General features: G+C 64.9%; 18 protein-coding genes. 11 read left to right on the top strand and 7 right to left on the bottom strand.

The annotated features are described in order from the left end of the window. Positions 1 to 9: 9 nt before the first annotated feature. The gene (gene gloB / locus GSH16_RS02235) at positions 10 to 777 is read right to left on the bottom strand and encodes a hydroxyacylglutathione hydrolase (RefSeq protein WP_160851433.1); all 768 of its coding nucleotides are present in this window, start codon (positions 775 to 777) and stop codon (positions 10 to 12) included. Between the two features lie 68 nt (positions 778 to 845). On the opposite strand from gloB, the gene GSH16_RS02230 reads away from it, so the two are divergent. The 9 genes from GSH16_RS02230 (at position 846) to GSH16_RS02190 (ending at position 9,963) form a co-directional block, all read left to right on the top strand. Further along, the gene (locus tag GSH16_RS02230) at positions 846 to 1,670 is read left to right on the top strand and encodes a class I SAM-dependent methyltransferase (protein WP_160851431.1); all 825 of its coding nucleotides are present in this window, start codon (positions 846 to 848) and stop codon (positions 1,668 to 1,670) included. A gap of 309 nt (positions 1,671 to 1,979) precedes the next feature. Further along, positions 1,980 to 2,540 carry a F0F1 ATP synthase subunit delta gene (locus tag GSH16_RS02225; RefSeq protein ID WP_160852931.1) on the top strand — a complete coding sequence of 187 codons (561 nt, stop codon included), beginning with the start codon at positions 1,980 to 1,982 and terminating at the stop codon, positions 2,538 to 2,540. Further along, positions 2,540 to 4,078, top strand: a complete 1,539-nt coding sequence (gene atpA / locus GSH16_RS02220) for a F0F1 ATP synthase subunit alpha (RefSeq protein ID WP_160851429.1) — start codon at positions 2,540 to 2,542, stop codon at positions 4,076 to 4,078. Before GSH16_RS02225 ends, atpA begins: the two co-directional genes overlap by 1 nt. Positions 4,079 to 4,108: 30 nt before the next feature. Further along, positions 4,109 to 4,984, top strand: a complete 876-nt coding sequence (locus GSH16_RS02215; RefSeq protein ID WP_160851427.1) for a F0F1 ATP synthase subunit gamma — start codon at positions 4,109 to 4,111, stop codon at positions 4,982 to 4,984. A 19-nt stretch (positions 4,985 to 5,003) separates the two neighbouring features. Beyond that, positions 5,004 to 6,428, top strand: coding sequence for a F0F1 ATP synthase subunit beta (gene atpD / locus GSH16_RS02210; RefSeq protein WP_160851425.1), 1,425 nt, complete (start codon positions 5,004 to 5,006; stop codon positions 6,426 to 6,428). Between the two features lie 18 nt (positions 6,429 to 6,446). Further along, positions 6,447 to 6,845: a F0F1 ATP synthase subunit epsilon gene (locus GSH16_RS02205; protein WP_160851423.1), complete on the top strand. Its 399-nt coding sequence runs from the start codon at positions 6,447 to 6,449 to the stop codon at positions 6,843 to 6,845. Positions 6,846 to 6,967: 122 nt separating this feature from the next. Next, entirely contained in the window at positions 6,968 to 7,936 is a 969-nt protein-coding gene (locus GSH16_RS02200) for a DUF2332 domain-containing protein (protein WP_160851422.1), read from the top strand. A 109-nt stretch (positions 7,937 to 8,045) separates the two neighbouring features. Next, positions 8,046 to 8,966 (top strand): hypothetical protein, encoded by a 921-nt coding sequence (locus GSH16_RS02195; RefSeq protein WP_160851420.1) that lies wholly within the window; start codon positions 8,046 to 8,048, stop codon positions 8,964 to 8,966. Between the two features lie 43 nt (positions 8,967 to 9,009). Continuing rightward, the gene (locus GSH16_RS02190; protein ID WP_160851418.1) at positions 9,010 to 9,963 is read left to right on the top strand and encodes a cation transporter; all 954 of its coding nucleotides are present in this window, start codon (positions 9,010 to 9,012) and stop codon (positions 9,961 to 9,963) included. A 12-nt stretch (positions 9,964 to 9,975) separates the two neighbouring features. Here the strand turns inward: GSH16_RS02190 and GSH16_RS02185 are convergent, their stop codons facing one another. Further along, positions 9,976 to 10,992, bottom strand: coding sequence for a ribose-phosphate pyrophosphokinase (locus tag GSH16_RS02185; protein ID WP_160851416.1), 1,017 nt, complete (start codon positions 10,990 to 10,992; stop codon positions 9,976 to 9,978). A 128-nt stretch (positions 10,993 to 11,120) separates the two neighbouring features. Between GSH16_RS02185 and GSH16_RS02180 the strand changes: the two genes are divergently transcribed. Beyond that, positions 11,121 to 11,717 (top strand): 2-hydroxychromene-2-carboxylate isomerase, encoded by a 597-nt coding sequence (locus tag GSH16_RS02180; protein ID WP_160851415.1) that lies wholly within the window; start codon positions 11,121 to 11,123, stop codon positions 11,715 to 11,717. A 3-nt stretch (positions 11,718 to 11,720) separates the two neighbouring features. Here GSH16_RS02180 and GSH16_RS02175 read toward each other — a convergent pair whose 3' ends face one another. The 5 genes from GSH16_RS02175 to GSH16_RS02155 form a co-directional block, all read right to left on the bottom strand. Further along, positions 11,721 to 12,773 (bottom strand): threonine aldolase family protein, encoded by a 1,053-nt coding sequence (locus tag GSH16_RS02175; RefSeq protein ID WP_160851413.1) that lies wholly within the window; start codon positions 12,771 to 12,773, stop codon positions 11,721 to 11,723. Beyond that, the gene (locus tag GSH16_RS02170) at positions 12,773 to 13,228 is read right to left on the bottom strand and encodes a YcgN family cysteine cluster protein (RefSeq protein ID WP_160851411.1); all 456 of its coding nucleotides are present in this window, start codon (positions 13,226 to 13,228) and stop codon (positions 12,773 to 12,775) included. Before GSH16_RS02170 ends, GSH16_RS02175 begins: the two co-directional genes overlap by 1 nt. A 52-nt stretch (positions 13,229 to 13,280) precedes the next feature. Beyond that, positions 13,281 to 14,225, bottom strand: coding sequence for a bifunctional riboflavin kinase/FAD synthetase (locus GSH16_RS02165; protein WP_160851409.1), 945 nt, complete (start codon positions 14,223 to 14,225; stop codon positions 13,281 to 13,283). Between the two features lie 29 nt (positions 14,226 to 14,254). Further along, on the bottom strand, positions 14,255 to 14,710 hold the full coding sequence (locus tag GSH16_RS02160; protein WP_160851408.1) for a MaoC family dehydratase: 456 nt from the start codon (positions 14,708 to 14,710) through the stop codon (positions 14,255 to 14,257). A gap of 156 nt (positions 14,711 to 14,866) precedes the next feature. Beyond that, the gene (locus GSH16_RS02155; protein ID WP_160851406.1) at positions 14,867 to 15,739 is read right to left on the bottom strand and encodes a TIGR01459 family HAD-type hydrolase; all 873 of its coding nucleotides are present in this window, start codon (positions 15,737 to 15,739) and stop codon (positions 14,867 to 14,869) included. Between the two features lie 223 nt (positions 15,740 to 15,962). On the opposite strand from GSH16_RS02155, the gene groES reads away from it, so the two are divergent. Beyond that, positions 15,963 to 16,250 carry a co-chaperone GroES gene (gene groES, locus GSH16_RS02150; protein ID WP_160851404.1) on the top strand — a complete coding sequence of 96 codons (288 nt, stop codon included), beginning with the start codon at positions 15,963 to 15,965 and terminating at the stop codon, positions 16,248 to 16,250. Positions 16,251 to 16,275: the final 25 nt, after the last annotated feature.

Below are 16,275 nucleotides of genomic sequence, written 5' to 3'. Positions count from 1 at the left end.
CGCTGTCGCTCAAAAATTGTTCTTGCGGGTTCGGATTTCTGCAAAGGCATCCGCGTCGCTTGCGTCGGGCATCCCCAGATAGGCCTTCACCTCCGGTGCGACGGCGCGCAGGAAGGGATTCGTGGCCCGCTCCAGCCCCAGAAGCGAGGGCACGGTCGGTGTGCCTTGCGCACGGGCGGCGTCGATCTCGGCCACGCGGGTCTTCAGGGCTGCATTCTCCGGGTCCACCGTCACCGCGAACCGCGCATTGTTCTGGGTATATTCGTGGCCCGAACAGACCAGCGTGTCGTCAGGCAGGGCCGCGAGCTTCGCAAGGCTCGCCCACATCTGCGCCATCGTGCCCTCGAACACCGCGCCGCAGCCCATTGCCATCAGGCTGTCGGCGGTGAACACCACCTTCGAGCCGGGGAAGTGGAAAGCGACATGGTTGATCGTGTGGCCTGACACATCGATGACGGTGCCGGTTTCCGACCCGATCGCGATCTCGTCCCCATCGGCGAGCGCAATATCGAGCGGCGGCAGCCGGTCCGCATCGGCCTTGCAGCCCGCGACCTTGGGGCTATAGGCGTCGCGCAACTCCGGCAGACCGTCCACATGGTCCCAATGATGATGGGTCAGAAGCACGAGGTCGAGCGTCCAGTCGCGGGCGTCCAGCTCTGCCTTGATCGGACCCGCTTCGGGCGCATCGACCAGTGCCGTCGTGCCCGTCCCGGGATCATGTGCGAGATAGGCGTAATTGTCCTCCAGGCACGGAATGGTGACGATTTCCAACGGCATGGCGTGCGTCCTCTCTTTGGTGTAGGTCTGTTCGATACGCGAGCTTAAACTCTTGCCGGGCGGACGCAATGCACCTTGATGTCGTCGATTTGCGCAGCTTCTACTACCGCACGAAACTGGGACGTGCGGTGCAACGCGACCTGCGCTCCGCGCTCGCGGCCCTGATCGGGGAGGATGCGGGCAAGACGGTCGTGGGGTTCGGCTTCGCCGCCCCGTTTCTTCGCCCCTATCTCGAAGCCGGCGCGGCGACGCTCTGCTTGATGCCAGGCCAGCAGGGCGTCATGCCCTGGCCGCCGGGCATGGACAATGTGTCGGTGCTGGTGGAGGAGACCCACTGGCCGGTGGACAGCGGCAGCGTCGACACGCTCATCGTCGCCCACGGGCTGGAAACCTGCGAGCAGCCCGCGATGCTTCTGCAGGAAATGTGGCGGGTGCTCGCCCCCGGCGGGCGGGCCTTTTTCATCGTCCCCAACCGCGCCGGATCCTGGGCGCGGAGCGAACAGACCCCGTTCGGCTATGGCCGCCCCTACAGTTTCCAGCAGCTTGAACGCCAGTTGCGCGACAACCGGTTCGAGCCGCAGACCCACGGGGTCGCGCTCTTCGCGCCGCCGAGCCAGAAACGGTTCTGGCTCAGGGTGGGCGGCCTGTGCGAGCGGATCGGGCGGGGCATGGATTCGAGCATCCTGTCGGGGGCGCTCCTGATCGAGGCCACGAAACAGGTTTATGCCGGCACACGCGACGGCAAGCGCGATCTTGTCCTGTCGCCGCTCGACGTGCTCGAAGGGCTGACGAAACCGCGCCCGAAACCGGCACTCGGGCGGGTCGGCCCGCCTGCAAGCGCGCCGCGCCCGGCGGCCCGCGCGACGCTGCGGCGCGGCTCGGCCACGGGCTGAGCGGACCGCCCCGACCGGTGCCTGGGGACGCGGATTCGCTCCAATTCGCGCCCATATGCGGCAAAAGCTGCCGGAAAACCGGCCCCGTTTGCCCAAAAAAGCCGGTGCAAAGCGTCGCATCCGGCCCGATTCCGGATGAATTTCTATTTTTAACAGTAGGTTAATCGGACAGGAGACGCGCGGGGCAGGGCCTTGCCCGATGCCCCGCCCTCTGCTATCACCGCGCCGAATTTCCCGCGTGAGGCCATCCTCGGCGCGGGTCTCTATTGCCCGCCCGTTCGGTGCGGGTTCAGAATTCGGAAGGTGCGCGTGTCTGATACAGCCTCGATGACGTCTGGAATTGCCGGTCGCTACGCCGCTGCCCTGTTCTCTCTCGCCCAGGAAGAGGGCAAGCTGGAAACGGTGGAAGCAGATCTCAACGCTCTGGCCGAGGCGCTCGACGCCAGCCCCGAGCTGCGCGACCTGATCGCGTCCCCGGTCGTGACCCGCGGAGAACAGACCGCCGTCATGAGCGAACTGGCCAAGAAAATGGGTCTGTCGCAGGAAACCACCAACACGATCGGGCTGATGGGCGCCAAGCGCCGGCTCTTCGTGCTGCCGCAGCTCATCTCCGAGATGAAGGCGCTTCTGGCGGACGCCCGCGGCGAAGTCACCGCCGAGGTGACCGCAGCCAAGAAGCTGACCGCCGCCCAGCAGAAATCGCTCTCCGCCGCGCTGAAGAAGGCCGTCGGCAAGGACGTGACCGTGAATTTGACCGTCGATGAGAAGATCATCGGCGGTCTCGTCGTCAAAGTGGGTTCGAAAATGATCGACAGCTCGATCCGCTCGAAACTCAACAATCTTCAAAATGCAATGAAAGAGGTTGGATAATGTCGATCCAGGCAGCAGAAATCTCTGCGATCCTCAAGGACCAGATCAAGAATTTCGGCAATGACGCCGAAGTCGCCGAAGTGGGCCGCGTGCTGTCCGTTGGTGACGGTATTGCCCGCGTCTACGGTCTGGACAACATCCAGGCCGGTGAGATGGTCGAATTCCCCGGCGGGATCCGCGGCATGGCGCTCAACCTCGAGCAGGACAATGTCGGTGTCGTGATCTTCGGGTCGGACACGGCCATCAAGGAAGGCGATATCGTCAAGCGCACCAACGCGATCGTGGACGTGCCCGCAGGCGATGCCCTGCTTGGCCGCGTCGTCGACGCGCTGGGCAACCCGATCGACGGCAAGGGTCCGATCGAGGCGACCGAGCGCCGCGTGGCCGACGTCAAGGCCCCGGGCATCATCCCGCGTAAATCCGTGCACGAGCCGATGGCCACCGGCCTGAAGGCGCTCGACGCACTGGTGCCGATCGGCCGTGGCCAGCGCGAGCTGATCATTGGCGACCGCCAGACCGGCAAGACCGCCGTGGCGCTCGACACGATCCTGAACCAGAAATCCTACAACGAAGCCGCTGGCGACGACGAGAGCAAGAAGCTCTACTGCGTCTATGTGGCTGTTGGCCAGAAGCGGTCCACCGTGGCGCAGCTGGTGCGCAAGCTCGAAGAAACCGGCGCGATCGAATATTCCATCGTCGTCGCCGCGACCGCATCCGAGCCTGCTCCGATGCAGTATCTCGCGCCCTACGCCGCAACGGCGATGGCCGAATATTTCCGCGACAATGGCCGCCACGCGCTGATCATCTATGATGACCTGTCCAAGCAGGCTGTGGCCTATCGCCAGATGTCCCTGCTTCTGCGCCGTCCGCCGGGACGTGAAGCCTATCCGGGTGACGTTTTCTACCTCCATTCGCGGCTTCTGGAACGTTCCGCCAAGCTGAACGAGGACAATGGCGCCGGCTCGCTGACCGCGCTGCCCGTCATTGAAACCCAGGCTGGCGACATCTCGGCCTACATTCCGACCAACGTGATCTCGATTACCGACGGCCAGATCTTCCTCGAGACGGACCTGTTCAACCAGGGTATCCGCCCGGCCATCAACGTCGGCTTCTCCGTGTCCCGCGTTGGTTCCGCCGCGCAGACCAAGGCGATGAAGTCGGTTGCCGGTTCGATCAAGCTGGAACTGGCCCAGTATCGCGAGATGGCGGCCTTCGCCCAGTTCGGCTCCGACCTCGACGCCGCGACCCAGCGCCTGCTGAACCGTGGTGCCCGCCTGACCGAACTGCTCAAGCAGCCGCAATATTCGCCGCTGACCAACGCCGAGCAGGTCATGGTCATCTACGCCGGTACCCATGGCTATCTCGACAAGATCGCCGTGTCCGACGTGGGCCGTTTCGAATCCGGTCTGCTGACCCATCTGCGGGCCAACAATCAGGATCTCCTCGATTTCATCCGGGACAATGACCAGAAGGTCGCCGGTGAGCTGGAAGAGAAGATCAAGGCGGCCATCGACGCCTTCGCGAAAGACTTCGCCTGATAGTGCCGAGACGAGAAAGGGGATAGGCGCATGCCGAGCCTCAAGGACCTTAAAAACCGGATCGAGAGCGTCAAGTCGACGCGCAAGATCACCAAGGCGATGCAGATGGTCGCCGCCGCAAAATTGCGGCGGGCGCAGGAATCCGCTGAAGCCGCCCGGCCCTATGCCGAGCGGATGGAAGCGGTCCTGGGCAACCTCGCCGCCGGCGCGGCCAACAGCCCGTCGGCACCGCGGCTCCTGAAAGGGTCGGGGTCGGACGAGACCCATCTGCTGATCGTCGCCACCGCCGAGCGCGGCCTGTGCGGCGGCTTCAACGCCTCGATCGCCAAGCTGGCGCGGACCCATGCGGAATCGCTGCTGGCGCAGGGCAAGACGGTCAAGATCCTGACCGTCGGCAAGAAGGGCCGCGAACAGCTGAAACGGACGCTGGCGGATCATTTCGTCGGCCATGTGGATCTGTCGGGTGCCAAGCGCGTGGAATATGCCCATGCGCATGACATTGCCCACACTGCGCTGAACGGCTTTGCCAAGGGCGAGTTCGACGTCGTGACCATCTTCTTCAGCCGCTTCCACAGCGTGATCAACCAGGAGCCGACCGCGCTCCAGCTGATCCCCGCCGTGTTCGATGCGGATGCGGATGTCGGTTCGGCAACGAACTACGAATACGAACCCGAGGAAGAGGCGATCCTGGCCGATCTTTTGCCGCGCTCCGTGGCCACGCAGGTCTTCACGGCCCTGCTGGAAAACGGCGCGTCCGAGCAGGGTGCGCGCATGTCCGCGATGGACAATGCGACGCGCAATGCCGGCGAGATGATCGACAAGCTGACCATCGAGTATAACCGCTCGCGTCAGGCTGCGATCACCAGCGAACTCATCGAGATCATTTCGGGCGCGGAAGCGCTCTGACGACTGGAGAAACATTAAAATGGCAAACGCTGTTGGTAAAATCACACAGGTGATCGGCGCCGTCGTCGACGTGCAGTTCAACGACCACCTGCCCGAGATCCTCAACGCGCTCGAGACCGACAATAACGGTCAGCGTCTCGTGCTCGAAGTCGCCCAGCATCTGGGTGAAAACACCGTGCGCACCATCGCCATGGACGCGACCGAAGGCCTCGTCCGCGGCGCTGAAGTGACGGATACGGGCGGCCAGATCGCCGTGCCCGTCGGTGACGGTACGCTGGGTCGCATCATGAACGTCGTCGGCGAGCCGGTCGACGAGAAGGGCCCGATCGACTCCACGAGCACCCGCAACATCCACGGCGAAGCTCCGGACTTCTCCGAACAGGCGACCGAGACCGAGATCCTCGTCACCGGCATCAAGGTGATCGACCTTCTCGCGCCCTATTCCAAGGGTGGTAAGATCGGCCTCTTCGGCGGCGCCGGTGTGGGCAAGACGGTTCTCATTCAGGAACTGATCAACAACATCGCCAAGGTGCACTCGGGCTACTCCGTGTTCGCCGGCGTGGGCGAGCGGACCCGTGAAGGGAACGACCTCTACTACGAATTCATCGAATCCGGCGTTATCAACGCCGACGACCTGACCAAGTCGAAAGTGGCACTGGTCTACGGTCAGATGAACGAACCGCCGGGCGCGCGTATGCGTGTGGCCCTGTCCGGCCTGACCATGGCCGAACAGTTCCGCGACCAGTCCGGGACCGACGTTCTGTTCTTCGTCGACAACATCTTCCGCTTCACGCAGGCAGGCTCCGAGGTGTCGGCGCTTCTGGGCCGCATCCCCTCCGCTGTGGGCTACCAGCCGACGCTGGCCACCGACATGGGTGCCATGCAGGAACGCATCACCTCGACCAAGAACGGCTCGATCACGTCCGTGCAGGCCATCTACGTGCCCGCCGATGACTTGACCGACCCCGCACCGGCAACCTCCTTTGCCCACCTCGACGCGACCACGGTTCTCAACCGTGCGATCTCCGAGCTTGGCATCTACCCGGCCGTGGACCCGCTCGACAGTTCGTCGCGCATCCTCGACCCGGCGGTTGTCGGCGACGAGCACTATCAGGTGGCCCGCGACGTGCAGCAGATCCTGCAGCGCTACAAGTCGCTTCAGGACATCATCGCTATTCTCGGGATGGACGAACTGTCGGAAGAGGACAAGCTGACCGTGGCCCGTGCCCGTAAGATCCAGCGCTTCCTGTCCCAGCCGTTCGACGTGGCCGAGGTCTTCACCGGTTCGCCGGGCGTGCAGGTGCCGCTCGAAGACACGATTGCCTCCTTCAAGGCGGTTGTGGCCGGCGAATATGATCACCTGCCCGAGGCAGCCTTCTACATGGTTGGCGGCATCGACGAAGTGATCGCCAAGGCCGAGAAAATGGCCGCGGAAGCGGCCTGATAGAAAGGCTCTGACCCCATGGCTGACAAGATGCAATTCGACCTGGTTTCCCCCGAGCGCAAGCTTGCGTCGCTCGAGGCCGATCAGGTGCAGCTGCCGGGCGCCGAAGGCGACATGACGGCCATGCCGAATCATGCGCCCTTCCTGACCACGCTGCGCCCCGGACTGGTGCGCGTCGTGGCCGGGTCGGAGGTGACGGAATATGTCATCACCGGCGGGTTCGCGGAGATCTCGCCCGAAGGTGCCACGATCCTCGCCGAGGAGGCACTGCCCAAGGCCGAGGCCACCAAGGAAAAGCTCGAAGCATTCCTTGAGAAGGCCAAGGCCGATCTGGAGCAGGCCAGCGACGAGGCACGCGAGGCCGCCGCGCTGCGGGTGAACGACCATCACGAGCTGTTCATCCGCCACGCGGTCTGACCGCAGCGGACATTGACAGATTGGACAAGCCCCGCTCCGGCGGGGCTTTTCTTTTCCGCCGACCTCCGTAGTGCCGGTCCAACGTGACTGGAATCGGCCGGCTGTTGCGGCTAGTCAGACCTATGGACGCGCTTTCAGATCGCTACCGGCGGTTCGCCGAGGTGGAGGCGGACGGGGTCTCCCCGCTCTATGCGCGGCTCGCCCGCCATGTGGCCGGATCGCCGTCGGCTCTTTCGTTCCTGATGCAGCTGCCGCCGCCGCGCCGCCAGCCGAACCTCTTCTTTGCGGCCATGCGCCATGTGGCCGGCACGCCTGAGTCTCCGGAAGCCTTTGACGCTGTCCTTCGCGCCCATGGGCCGGAGATCGGACGGATCATGCAGGCGCGCACCACCCAGACCAACGAGCCGGGGCGCTGTGCCGCGATTCTGCCCTCCCTGTCCGCGTTCGCGGGGCCACTGGCACTGATCGAGATCGGCGCGTCGGCCGGGCTGTGCCTTCTGCCCGACGCTTACGGCTATGACTGGCAGCTGGGCACAGGGGAGGCGCACCGGCTTGATGCGCCGGAGCCGGACCTAGCGCCCTGTTTTCCTTGTGATGCGGCAGGGTTTAACGCCTTGCCTGACCGCCACCCACAGATCGTCTGGCGGGCGGGGCTCGACCTCAACCCGCTCGATGTCACCGATGATGCGGATTGCGGCTGGCTGGAAACCCTGGTCTGGCCCGAACAGACCGCGCGGCGCGACAGGCTGCGGGCAGCCATCGCCCTCGCCCGAACGTCGCCGCCACGCATCGAGAAAGGCGACCTGCGCCATGATCTCGACGCGCTGGTGGCAGAGGTTCCGCGCGGCGCAACCTGCGTCATCTTCCACACGGCTGTGCTCTCCTACCTGCCGGACAGGGATGACCGCGCCGCCTTTGGCGCACGCATGGCCAGCCGTGACGCGGTCTGGATCAGCAACGAAGCGCCAGGCGTCATCCCGGGCATCGATCCGGGGCCACCGCCGGTCAAGGGGCAGTTCTGCCTGTCGGTGAACGGCACACCCGCGGCCTGGACCGGACCGCATGGCCAGGCGGTGACGCGGATCGGGTGACAGGCCTGTGGCCATGCGGTCACAGACCCGCGTCGGCCCGCAAATTTTCTTGCCCGATTTGGATCGGAGCCGCAGCCTGATGCGTATGACGGGAAAAAGGATGTCACACATGCCCCTCTCTCGCCTGCTCCTCGCCGCTGCCCTGTTTCTCGGCACTGCTGCGCTGACCGCACAGTCCGGCCGTGCCCAGCCCGCCAATATCGGCCCCTGGGGCGGCGCCTTCCGCCTTGGCACGGTCGCCCAGACACCGGCCGGTCTCGATGGCGGCGGCAGTTTCTCGGTCAACCGCACCTTCATCGAACCTTCCTACGGCTATGCCTGGGACCGCGATACGACGCTCGGCTTCGCGGTCGGGCTCGGCCAGTCGCGCTACGATTTTTCCGACAGCGTGAACGGCGGCGGCGCGCAACCGTGGGAGCGGATCGACGATCTGCGTCTGAGCGGTGTGTTGCGGTTCAAGCCGACAGACAGCACCAGCGCCATCATCATTCCCAGCATCCGCGCCAACTATGAGACAGGTGCCGAGCTTAAGGATGCGACCACCTACGGCGCGATTGCGGGCATCTCATGGGACCTGGGACCGTCGCTGCGGATCGGCCCGGGCTTCGGCGCCTTTTCCGAGATCGGCGGCGGCACCAGCCTCTTCCCGATCCTGCTCTTGGACTGGGACATTACCGACCGGCTGAATTTCGGCACCGGCGGCGGGCTGGCGGCCTCGCAAGGGCCGGGGCTGGCGCTCAACTACAGCGTCAATGACGACTGGACGGTCGGCGTTGGCGGTCGGTACGAGAAGATCCGATTCCGTCTCAACGATCGCGGACCCGCGCCCGGCGGCATCGGCGAGGATGAAAGCTTCCCGCTGTTCCTGACCGTCGAACGCGCGCTCTGGCCGACCGCTGCCATCAGCTTCGTGGCCGGGGCTGAACTCAATGGGCGGTTGCGGTTGGAAGACAGCGCGGGCAATCTCGTGGACGAACAGGAGTATGAGACAGCGCCCTTTTTCGGCCTGACCTTCCGCACCCGCTTCTGAACCGGGGCGGTGGGGCAGCCGGACCGGCGCAGGGCAGGGCCGCGTGACCGACAGATATGAACAGCGCTCGCTGACAGCGGCCAAGTGGATCAACCTGCTGATGGCCATTGCGGGCATCGGGGCGGCCTGGCTCTCCAACTCCTCGGCGCTGCAACTGGACGGGCTCTATTCCGGCGTCGGGTTCATCTCTGCCATTTTTGCCGCGCGGATCGGGGCCAACGCGCTCCGGCCGGCAACACGGCAACGGCCCTACGGCTTTTCCGCCGACGAGGCGATCTATCAGACGTTCCGCACGCTCATTCTGGTGGTGCTGATCGTGGTCAGTTTCGTGTCCGCTGTGACCAACATCGTCAACTACATCCTGAACGGGGAGGGGCGGGACCTCGTCTACGGGCCGATTATCGTCTATTTCATTGGTATCGTGATCCTCTGTTTCGGGTTGGCGGCGTTCCATGCGTACAATCTGCGCAAGTCGGGCGGTCGCAGTGCGATCCTGAAGGTTGAGCGCCAGTCGGCGATTGTCGACGGGCTCCTGTCCCTGGCGACCGGTGTGGCGCTTGTCGGGCTGCCCTATCTCGTCGGCACACCGCTGGAGGTGATCATCCCGGTGGGCGACAGCGTGATCCTCGTCATCCTTGCGCTTGCCATGATCTCCGTGCCGGTGACCGGGTTCCGCGACGGGTTACGCGAACTGGCGAGCATCTCGGCGGCACCGGCCAACGTGCAGGCGATGCGCCGCGCGGCGCGGGCGCCGATGGATGCCGCGGGCATGAAACTCGTTGATCTGTCGGTGACGAAGCTTGGCCGCAGCTTCTTCGTCGCGGCCTATGTCGATCCCGGCGCACCGGTCACGGCCGCGGAGGTCGACCGTCTGGCGCGCGCGCTCGAAAGCGCGGCGGGCGAGGCGATCGGCCCGAGCAAGGTCTATGTGCTGGTGTCCGAACATGGCCGTGCCATGCCCGATCCGGAACCGGAAGCGCCTGCCACCGGCGCCTGATAGGCGGATCCGTCAGGCGTTGGGGTAGAACCGCTCGTAGACCGGACCCAGCGTCTCGTCGTCGAAGAGCGAGGAGACCGAGGTACCCTTGGCGATGTTGAGGATCGCCTGCCCGAAGATCGGCGCGGTCGGCACGATGCGGATGTTGGGCGCGGCTGCGACCGCTTCGGTCGGCTCGATCGTGTCCGTGATGACGAGCGATTTCAGCGCCGATTTGGTGACGCGTTCCACCGCGGGTCCGGACAGGACCCCGTGCGAGATATAGGCGTGCACCTCGGTCGCGCCGCTGTCCTTCAACAGGCCCGCCGCCTTGCAGAGCGTACCGGCCGTGTCGCAGATATCGTCGATGATGATGCAGACGCGGTCCTTGACCTCACCGATGACGGTCATGCTGGCAACCTCGCCGGGCGCGGAGCGTCGCTTGTCGACGATGGCCAGATCGGCGCCGATCCGTTCGGCCAGTTCGCGGGCCCGGCCCACGCCACCGACATCGGGGCTGACGACCGTAATCTTGTCGAGCTTTTTGAAATTGTGCCGGATATCGAGCGCAAAGACCGGAGAGGCATAGAGATTGTCGACCGGCAGGTCAAAGAAGCCCTGAATCTGCGCGGCATGGAGGTCCATCGTCAGGACCCGCTCGATGCCCGCGCCCGCGATCAGGTTGGCGACCAGCTTGGCCGAGATCGGCGTCCGTGCCTTGGTCCGGCGGTCCTGACGGGCATAGCCGAAATAGGGAATCACGGCGGTGATCCGCGCGGCCGAGGACCGGCGCAGCGCATCCGTCATGATCAGCAGTTCCATCAGGTTGTCGTTCGCGGGGTTCGAGGTCGACTGGATGATAAACATGTCCTCGCCGCGGACATTCTCGTAAACCTCGACAAAGACTTCCTGATCGTTGAACCGCTCAACGCGGGCATTTACCAGGCCGACCTGCGTGCCGAGGTGGAAGGACATCCGCTTGGCGATGGACTGGGCAAGGGGCCGGTTGGCATTCCCCGACATCAGTTTCGGTTGAAAGCCTACATTCATGCTCGACTCCTTGGGCCGCGTGATCACGATCGCTTGTGCAGCCCATAGCATCCGGATACCCCCTTGCAAAGTCCAACGGTCGCGCCATTCTGGCGCGGTTGATCAACTCTGGAAGGCAGGATGGCCGCATGGCGCATATCGACTACTATCTCTTCACCCTTTCCCCTTTCACCTACCTTGCTGGCGACGGGCTGGAAAAGGTTGCCGAAAAACACGGCGCGACCATCACCTACAAACCGTTCCAGCTGATGAAAGTGTTCGAGGAAACCGGCACTGTGCCGGTTCCGCAGCGCCATGAAAGCCGCAAGGCCAACCGGCTGCAGGAACTGGCGCGAATCGCCAAGCGCAACAAGCTGCCGATCAACCTGCAGCCGGCGCACTGGCCGACCAATCCGGTGCCGAGCTGCTCGGCCATCATCGCCGCGCAGGAAGCCGGCGGCGGCAATGTCGGCGGTCTGGCGCAGGCGCTCCTGCGGGCCTGCTGGGCCGAAGAGAAGAACATCGCCGAAGACGAGGTGGTGAAGGCCTGCCTCGCCGACAACGGGTTCGATCCCGCAATCCTCGACAGCGCGATGCTGTCTGCCGTGGGCACGTTCGAGCGCAACACCGAAGAGGCGCTGCGTGCCGGTGTCTTCGGCGCGCCGACCTATGTGGTGGACGATCAGGTCTTCTGGGGGCAGGACCGGATCAGCTATCTCGACGATTACCTCGCCGAGCGCGGCTGACCCTCAGCCCGCGAAAGCCGCAAGGGTCCGGTCGATTTCCGCATCGGTCTTGGACCAGTCACAGACGAGCCGCGCCGCAAGAGGCGCGGCTTTTTCGTCCGGCGTGCGGGTGAGATCGGGCCAGCTGTAATAGGTGACGCCGCCGGCTTCGGCCGCGGCGTTGCGCGCTTCCGACAGGTGCAGGAAGATCATGTTGGCCTCGACCGGCGCGAGCAGGGTCACATCCTCCATCGCGCCAAGCCCCGCGGCCAGCCGCGCGGCGGCGCGGTTGGCGCGCGCCGCCAGATCGAGCCAGAGCCCGTCCTTCAGATAGGCCGCCATCTGGGCCGACAGGAACCGGTGCTTGGAGAAGAGATGCGCCCCGCGCTTGCGGCGCAACTCGAACTCCCACGCCAGATCGGGGTCGAAAAGCACCACCGCTTCCACCCCCATGCAGCCGTTCTTGGTGCCGCCGAAGCTCAGCATGTCGACACCGGCCTTCCAGCTCAGTTCCGCTGGGCTGCAGCCAAGCGCCGCCACGGCATTGGAGAAGCGCGCGCCGTCAAGGTGCACGCGAAGGCCCGCGTCTTTTGCCAGCGATGTCAGGCGGCCAAGCTCGGCCGGCGTGTAGAGCGTGCCCATCTCGGTCACGTTGGTGAGCGACAGGGTCGATTTCTGCACATGATGCACGTCAGGCACCCGCGCGGCGGCCAGTTTCAGCGCCAGCGCATCCGGATCCATCTTCCCGTCCTGCCCGTCGACCAGAACGAGTTTCGCGCCGCCCGTGTAGAATTCCGGTCCGCCACATTCGTCGATCTCCACATGCGCCAGCGGGTGGCAGTAGATCGCGCCCCATGGCGGGGTCAGGCAGGCGAGCGAGATGCTGTTGGCCGCCGATCCGGTGGCGACAAGGTAGACCTTCGCATCGGGCGCCTCGAACTGGTCGCGGATCTGCGCCTCGACCTCGGCCATTAGCGCGTCCTCGCCATAGGACCAGGCAAAGCCCTCATTGGCAGCCTGAACAGCCGCCATCACCTCGGGCGCGGCCGGCCCGGCATTGTCCGACGTGAACCACATCAGAACTCTCCTTCGATCACGTAATCTTCGAGGTCTTCCTCATCGACCTCATATTCCGGCACGATCCGGCCCGCCATGGACATGCCGCTCTCGTGCACGCTGTCGGGCGACCCGCTGACCAGCGGGTGCCAGTCGGGCAAGCGCGCGCCGTTGGCCCGTAGCCGGTAGGCGCAGGTTTGCGGCATCCAGTAAAGGTGCCCTTCGAGCGTGTCGGGAGTCAGTTGGATGCAGGTCCGCACCAGTTGCTTGCGGAGCGGATAGTTGCCGCACCGGCAAGTGTCCGGGTCGAGCAGGCGGCAGCCGACATTCGTGTAGGCGACCTCGCCCGTATCGGCATCCTCGAGCTTCAGAAGGCAGCATTTCCCGCAGCCGTCGCAGAGCGCCTCCCATTCCTCGGGGGTCAGCTCGTCGAGCGGGTATTTCGACCAGAAGTCCTTGCGCATCGCCTGTGCCATGGGCGCAGACTGCCCCGCTGGCTGGCGAAGTTAAACCCCGATTCGCGCCGGTTCACGCGCCGGCTGCGTCGAGTGATGCGCGGCAGGCGTCCACATCGGCATTCATCTGTTCGATCAGCGCATCCAGCGTGTCGAACTTCTCCTCCGGCCGCTCGTAGGCCACGAGCGCGACGGAGAGGTCCGCGCCATAGAGGTCGCCTGCAAAGTCGAGCAGGAACACTTCGAGATTGGGCTTGTGGTCGCCGAAAGTCGGACGGATGCCGATCGAGGCGGCTCCGCGATAGCGGCCGGCATTCGGACCGTCCAGCACATCGACCAGCACCGCATAGACCCCGAATTTCGGCAGGTGCAGCCCGTCGAGCGCGATGTTGGCAGTGGGGAAGCCGAGGTCGCGCCCGCGCTGGAAGCCCTTTTCCACCCGTCCCTCGATCCGGTGCCAGTGGCCGAGCATCCGCGCGGCATCGGCGGGCCGGCCCTCGCTGAGCGCGGTGCGGATCGCGGTGGAGGAATAATCCCCGCGCGCGTCGGAGACGAGCGGGGCGGCGGTCACGCCGAAGCCGAGTGCCGGCCCCTTGTCCTGCAGGAGCGCAACATCGCCGGTGCGGCCCTTGCCGAAGCGGAAATCGGCCCCCACCACCAGATGCCGGATGCCGAGCACGCCCGACAGGATGTCTTCCATGAAGGCCTCTGCCGTGAGGCCCGCAAGCGCGCCATCGAAGGGGAGCTCATACAGTTCTTCCACGCCGAGCTTTGCCAGCCGGTGCGCACGGCTGTCCGCATTCATCAGCCGGAAGGCCGGCGCGTCGGGCTGGAAGAAGCTGCGCGGATGCGGCTCGAAGGTGATCGTGCCGAACGGCGCGTCGCGCTCGACGGCGGCCGCGCGCGCCAGCGCCAGCACCGACTGGTGCCCCAGATGGACCCCGTCGAAATTGCCCATCGCGACCGCGGCACCGCGATGCGCGGCGGGCAGGGGATCGAGGGTCGTGTGTCTGTGCATGGGCTGCCCGCGGACCGGGCCCGCGCCTCTCAGTCGAACTTGCGGCTGGGCGCGAGGACAAGCGCCGCACCCTTGAGCACCACCGTATCGCCCACGGCGCATTGGCAATCAAGGGTCACGCGGCGGCGGCCGTGATCGATGGCGGCCACGCGGACCGTGGCCTCCACCCGGTCGCCGGGCCGGACAGGCGCGAGAAAGGCCAGATCCTGCTTGAGGTAGACCGTGCCGTGACCGGGGAGCTGCTCCCCGATCACGGCGGAAATCAGACCGGCAGTCAGCATCCCGTGGGCGATCCGCCCGCCGAAGATCGTGTCCTGCGCATAGTCGTCATCCAGATGCACCGGATTGTGGTCCGTCGAAAGCGCGGCGAACTGTTCGATCTCGGTGTCCCCAATCACCTTCGACAGTGCGCGGCTCATGCCGATCTCCAGATCCTCGATACAGATCGTTCCGACCGGCAGATTGTGCCCTCTCTGGTCCAACATCAGTTCTCCTCCCCAGACACCGCCCGGACCGGGCTGCGACGGCACCACATTTGTGCAACGCACAATGCCTAGCATCGATTCGACGTTCACGCAACAATCTTGCGCAATTTATTTGCGCAAGATTGAACTACCAAGAAATTTTGTGTCGGGAAGGCTTCAGCGAAGGAAGCCGATCGCCGCAGTCGGGGACAGCGAATGAGCCGACAGGAACTGGTCGAGCAGGTCGGCTTCGGGCCGCCCGGCGATCGTGCCGGTTTCGCTGGCGGCCAGGCCGCCGGTGACGAAAAGCGTGTCGAGCCCTTCGCCCACGCCGCCGCGCACATCCGTGGCGATCCCGTCGCCAAGGCAGAGAATGCGGTCATCCTCGACCCCGCCGCCGGCCTCCGCCAGTTTCTGCCGTGCCAACTGGTAGATCGGGGCATGCGGCTTGCCGTAGTAGAAGCTCTCGCCACCGGCCTCGGTATAGGCCGCCGCAATCGCGCCGGCACAGAAGATCCGCTTCTCGCCCACGTCGACCACGATGTCGGGATTGGCGCAGAGCAGCTTCAGCCCGCGATTGACCCCGGTCGCGATGGTCAGGCGGTAATCTTCCGGTGTCTCGGTCTGGTCGTCGAAAAGCCCGGTGCAGATGATCCCTTCGGCCTCCGCCAGTTCGACCCGCTCCACATCGTAGGGCGTGCCGTCGGGCGCAGTGAAGAAGGGCAGGTCTCGCGCAGGCCCGATATGGTAGACGCGCCGGCCGAACTGGCCCGCGGCCATTGCAGCCTGTGCCGCATCGCCGGAGGAGACGATCAGGTCATAGGCATCACGGGGCACGTTCATCCCGTCGAGCTGGGCTTCCACCTCGCGGGCGGGGCGCGGCGAGTTGGTCAGGAGCACCACACGGCCGCCCGTCGCACGGAAGGCCTGAAGCGCGGCGACCGCATCGGGAAAGGCGCGCCGTCCATTGTGCAGGCAGCCCCACAGGTCACAGAAGAGGGCGTCATATTGGCCGGAAATGTCGGCAAGCCGGTCGATGATCCGGGTCATGGAAATCCTTTCCAGAAGGCGCGGTTGCAATGGCTGTTCCAGCACATAGATGCTGCGCGGGGCCATTGCAAAGCGAGACCGGCGATCGGGACGCGAAAACCTGCCCCGCTTTCCCTTGACTCGGGCTTTCACCCCTCCTACTTACCGGCTGTTAGCACTCAAGGGTGGAGAGTGCTAACAGATGACTTTCCACCTGAACGGAATACTCGGAGGAGCAATTTCCATGGCATTCACTCCCTTGCACGATCGTGTACTGGTTCGCCGCCTGGAAGGCGAAGAGAAAACCGCTGGCGGCCTGATCATTCCCGACAGCGCCAAGGAAAAACCGTCTGAGGGCGAAATCGTCGCTGTTGGCGCCGGCGCCCGTGACGACGACGGTGATCGGATCGCGATGGACGTCAAGGCCGGCGACAAGATCCTGTTCGGCAAATGGTCGGGCACCGAGATCAAGCTGGACGGCGAAGATCTGCTGATCATGAAGGAAAGCGACATCCTGGGCATCATCGCCTGAAGTCGCAGACCCCATTCACACACAC

This window comes from Oceanomicrobium pacificus (genome assembly GCF_009833495.1).
GTDB classification, from domain to species: Bacteria; Pseudomonadota; Alphaproteobacteria; order Rhodobacterales; family Rhodobacteraceae; genus Oceanomicrobium; species Oceanomicrobium pacificus.
The sequence above is the reverse complement of the archived record's forward strand: the minus strand, read 5'-3'. Positions and strand labels throughout refer to the sequence as shown.

Coding starts and splice junctions, on each gene's coding strand:
- gloB (WP_160851433.1), bottom strand. CDS start 777: ATGCCGTTGGAAATCGTCACCATTCCGTGCCTGGAGGACAATTACGCC.
- GSH16_RS02230 (WP_160851431.1), top strand. CDS start 846: ATGCACCTTGATGTCGTCGATTTGCGCAGCTTCTACTACCGCACGAAA.
- atpA (WP_160851429.1), top strand. CDS start 2,540: ATGTCGATCCAGGCAGCAGAAATCTCTGCGATCCTCAAGGACCAGATC.
- GSH16_RS02215 (WP_160851427.1), top strand. CDS start 4,109: ATGCCGAGCCTCAAGGACCTTAAAAACCGGATCGAGAGCGTCAAGTCG.
- atpD (WP_160851425.1), top strand. CDS start 5,004: ATGGCAAACGCTGTTGGTAAAATCACACAGGTGATCGGCGCCGTCGTC.
- GSH16_RS02205 (WP_160851423.1), top strand. CDS start 6,447: ATGGCTGACAAGATGCAATTCGACCTGGTTTCCCCCGAGCGCAAGCTT.
- GSH16_RS02200 (WP_160851422.1), top strand. CDS start 6,968: ATGGACGCGCTTTCAGATCGCTACCGGCGGTTCGCCGAGGTGGAGGCG.
- GSH16_RS02195 (WP_160851420.1), top strand. CDS start 8,046: ATGCCCCTCTCTCGCCTGCTCCTCGCCGCTGCCCTGTTTCTCGGCACT.
- GSH16_RS02185 (WP_160851416.1), bottom strand. CDS start 10,992: ATGAATGTAGGCTTTCAACCGAAACTGATGTCGGGGAATGCCAACCGG.
- GSH16_RS02180 (WP_160851415.1), top strand. CDS start 11,121: ATGGCGCATATCGACTACTATCTCTTCACCCTTTCCCCTTTCACCTAC.
- GSH16_RS02175 (WP_160851413.1), bottom strand. CDS start 12,773: ATGTGGTTCACGTCGGACAATGCCGGGCCGGCCGCGCCCGAGGTGATG.
- GSH16_RS02170 (WP_160851411.1), bottom strand. CDS start 13,228: ATGGCACAGGCGATGCGCAAGGACTTCTGGTCGAAATACCCGCTCGAC.
- GSH16_RS02165 (WP_160851409.1), bottom strand. CDS start 14,225: ATGCACAGACACACGACCCTCGATCCCCTGCCCGCCGCGCATCGCGGT.
- GSH16_RS02160 (WP_160851408.1), bottom strand. CDS start 14,710: ATGTTGGACCAGAGAGGGCACAATCTGCCGGTCGGAACGATCTGTATC.
- GSH16_RS02155 (WP_160851406.1), bottom strand. CDS start 15,739: ATGACCCGGATCATCGACCGGCTTGCCGACATTTCCGGCCAATATGAC.
- groES (WP_160851404.1), top strand. CDS start 15,963: ATGGCATTCACTCCCTTGCACGATCGTGTACTGGTTCGCCGCCTGGAA.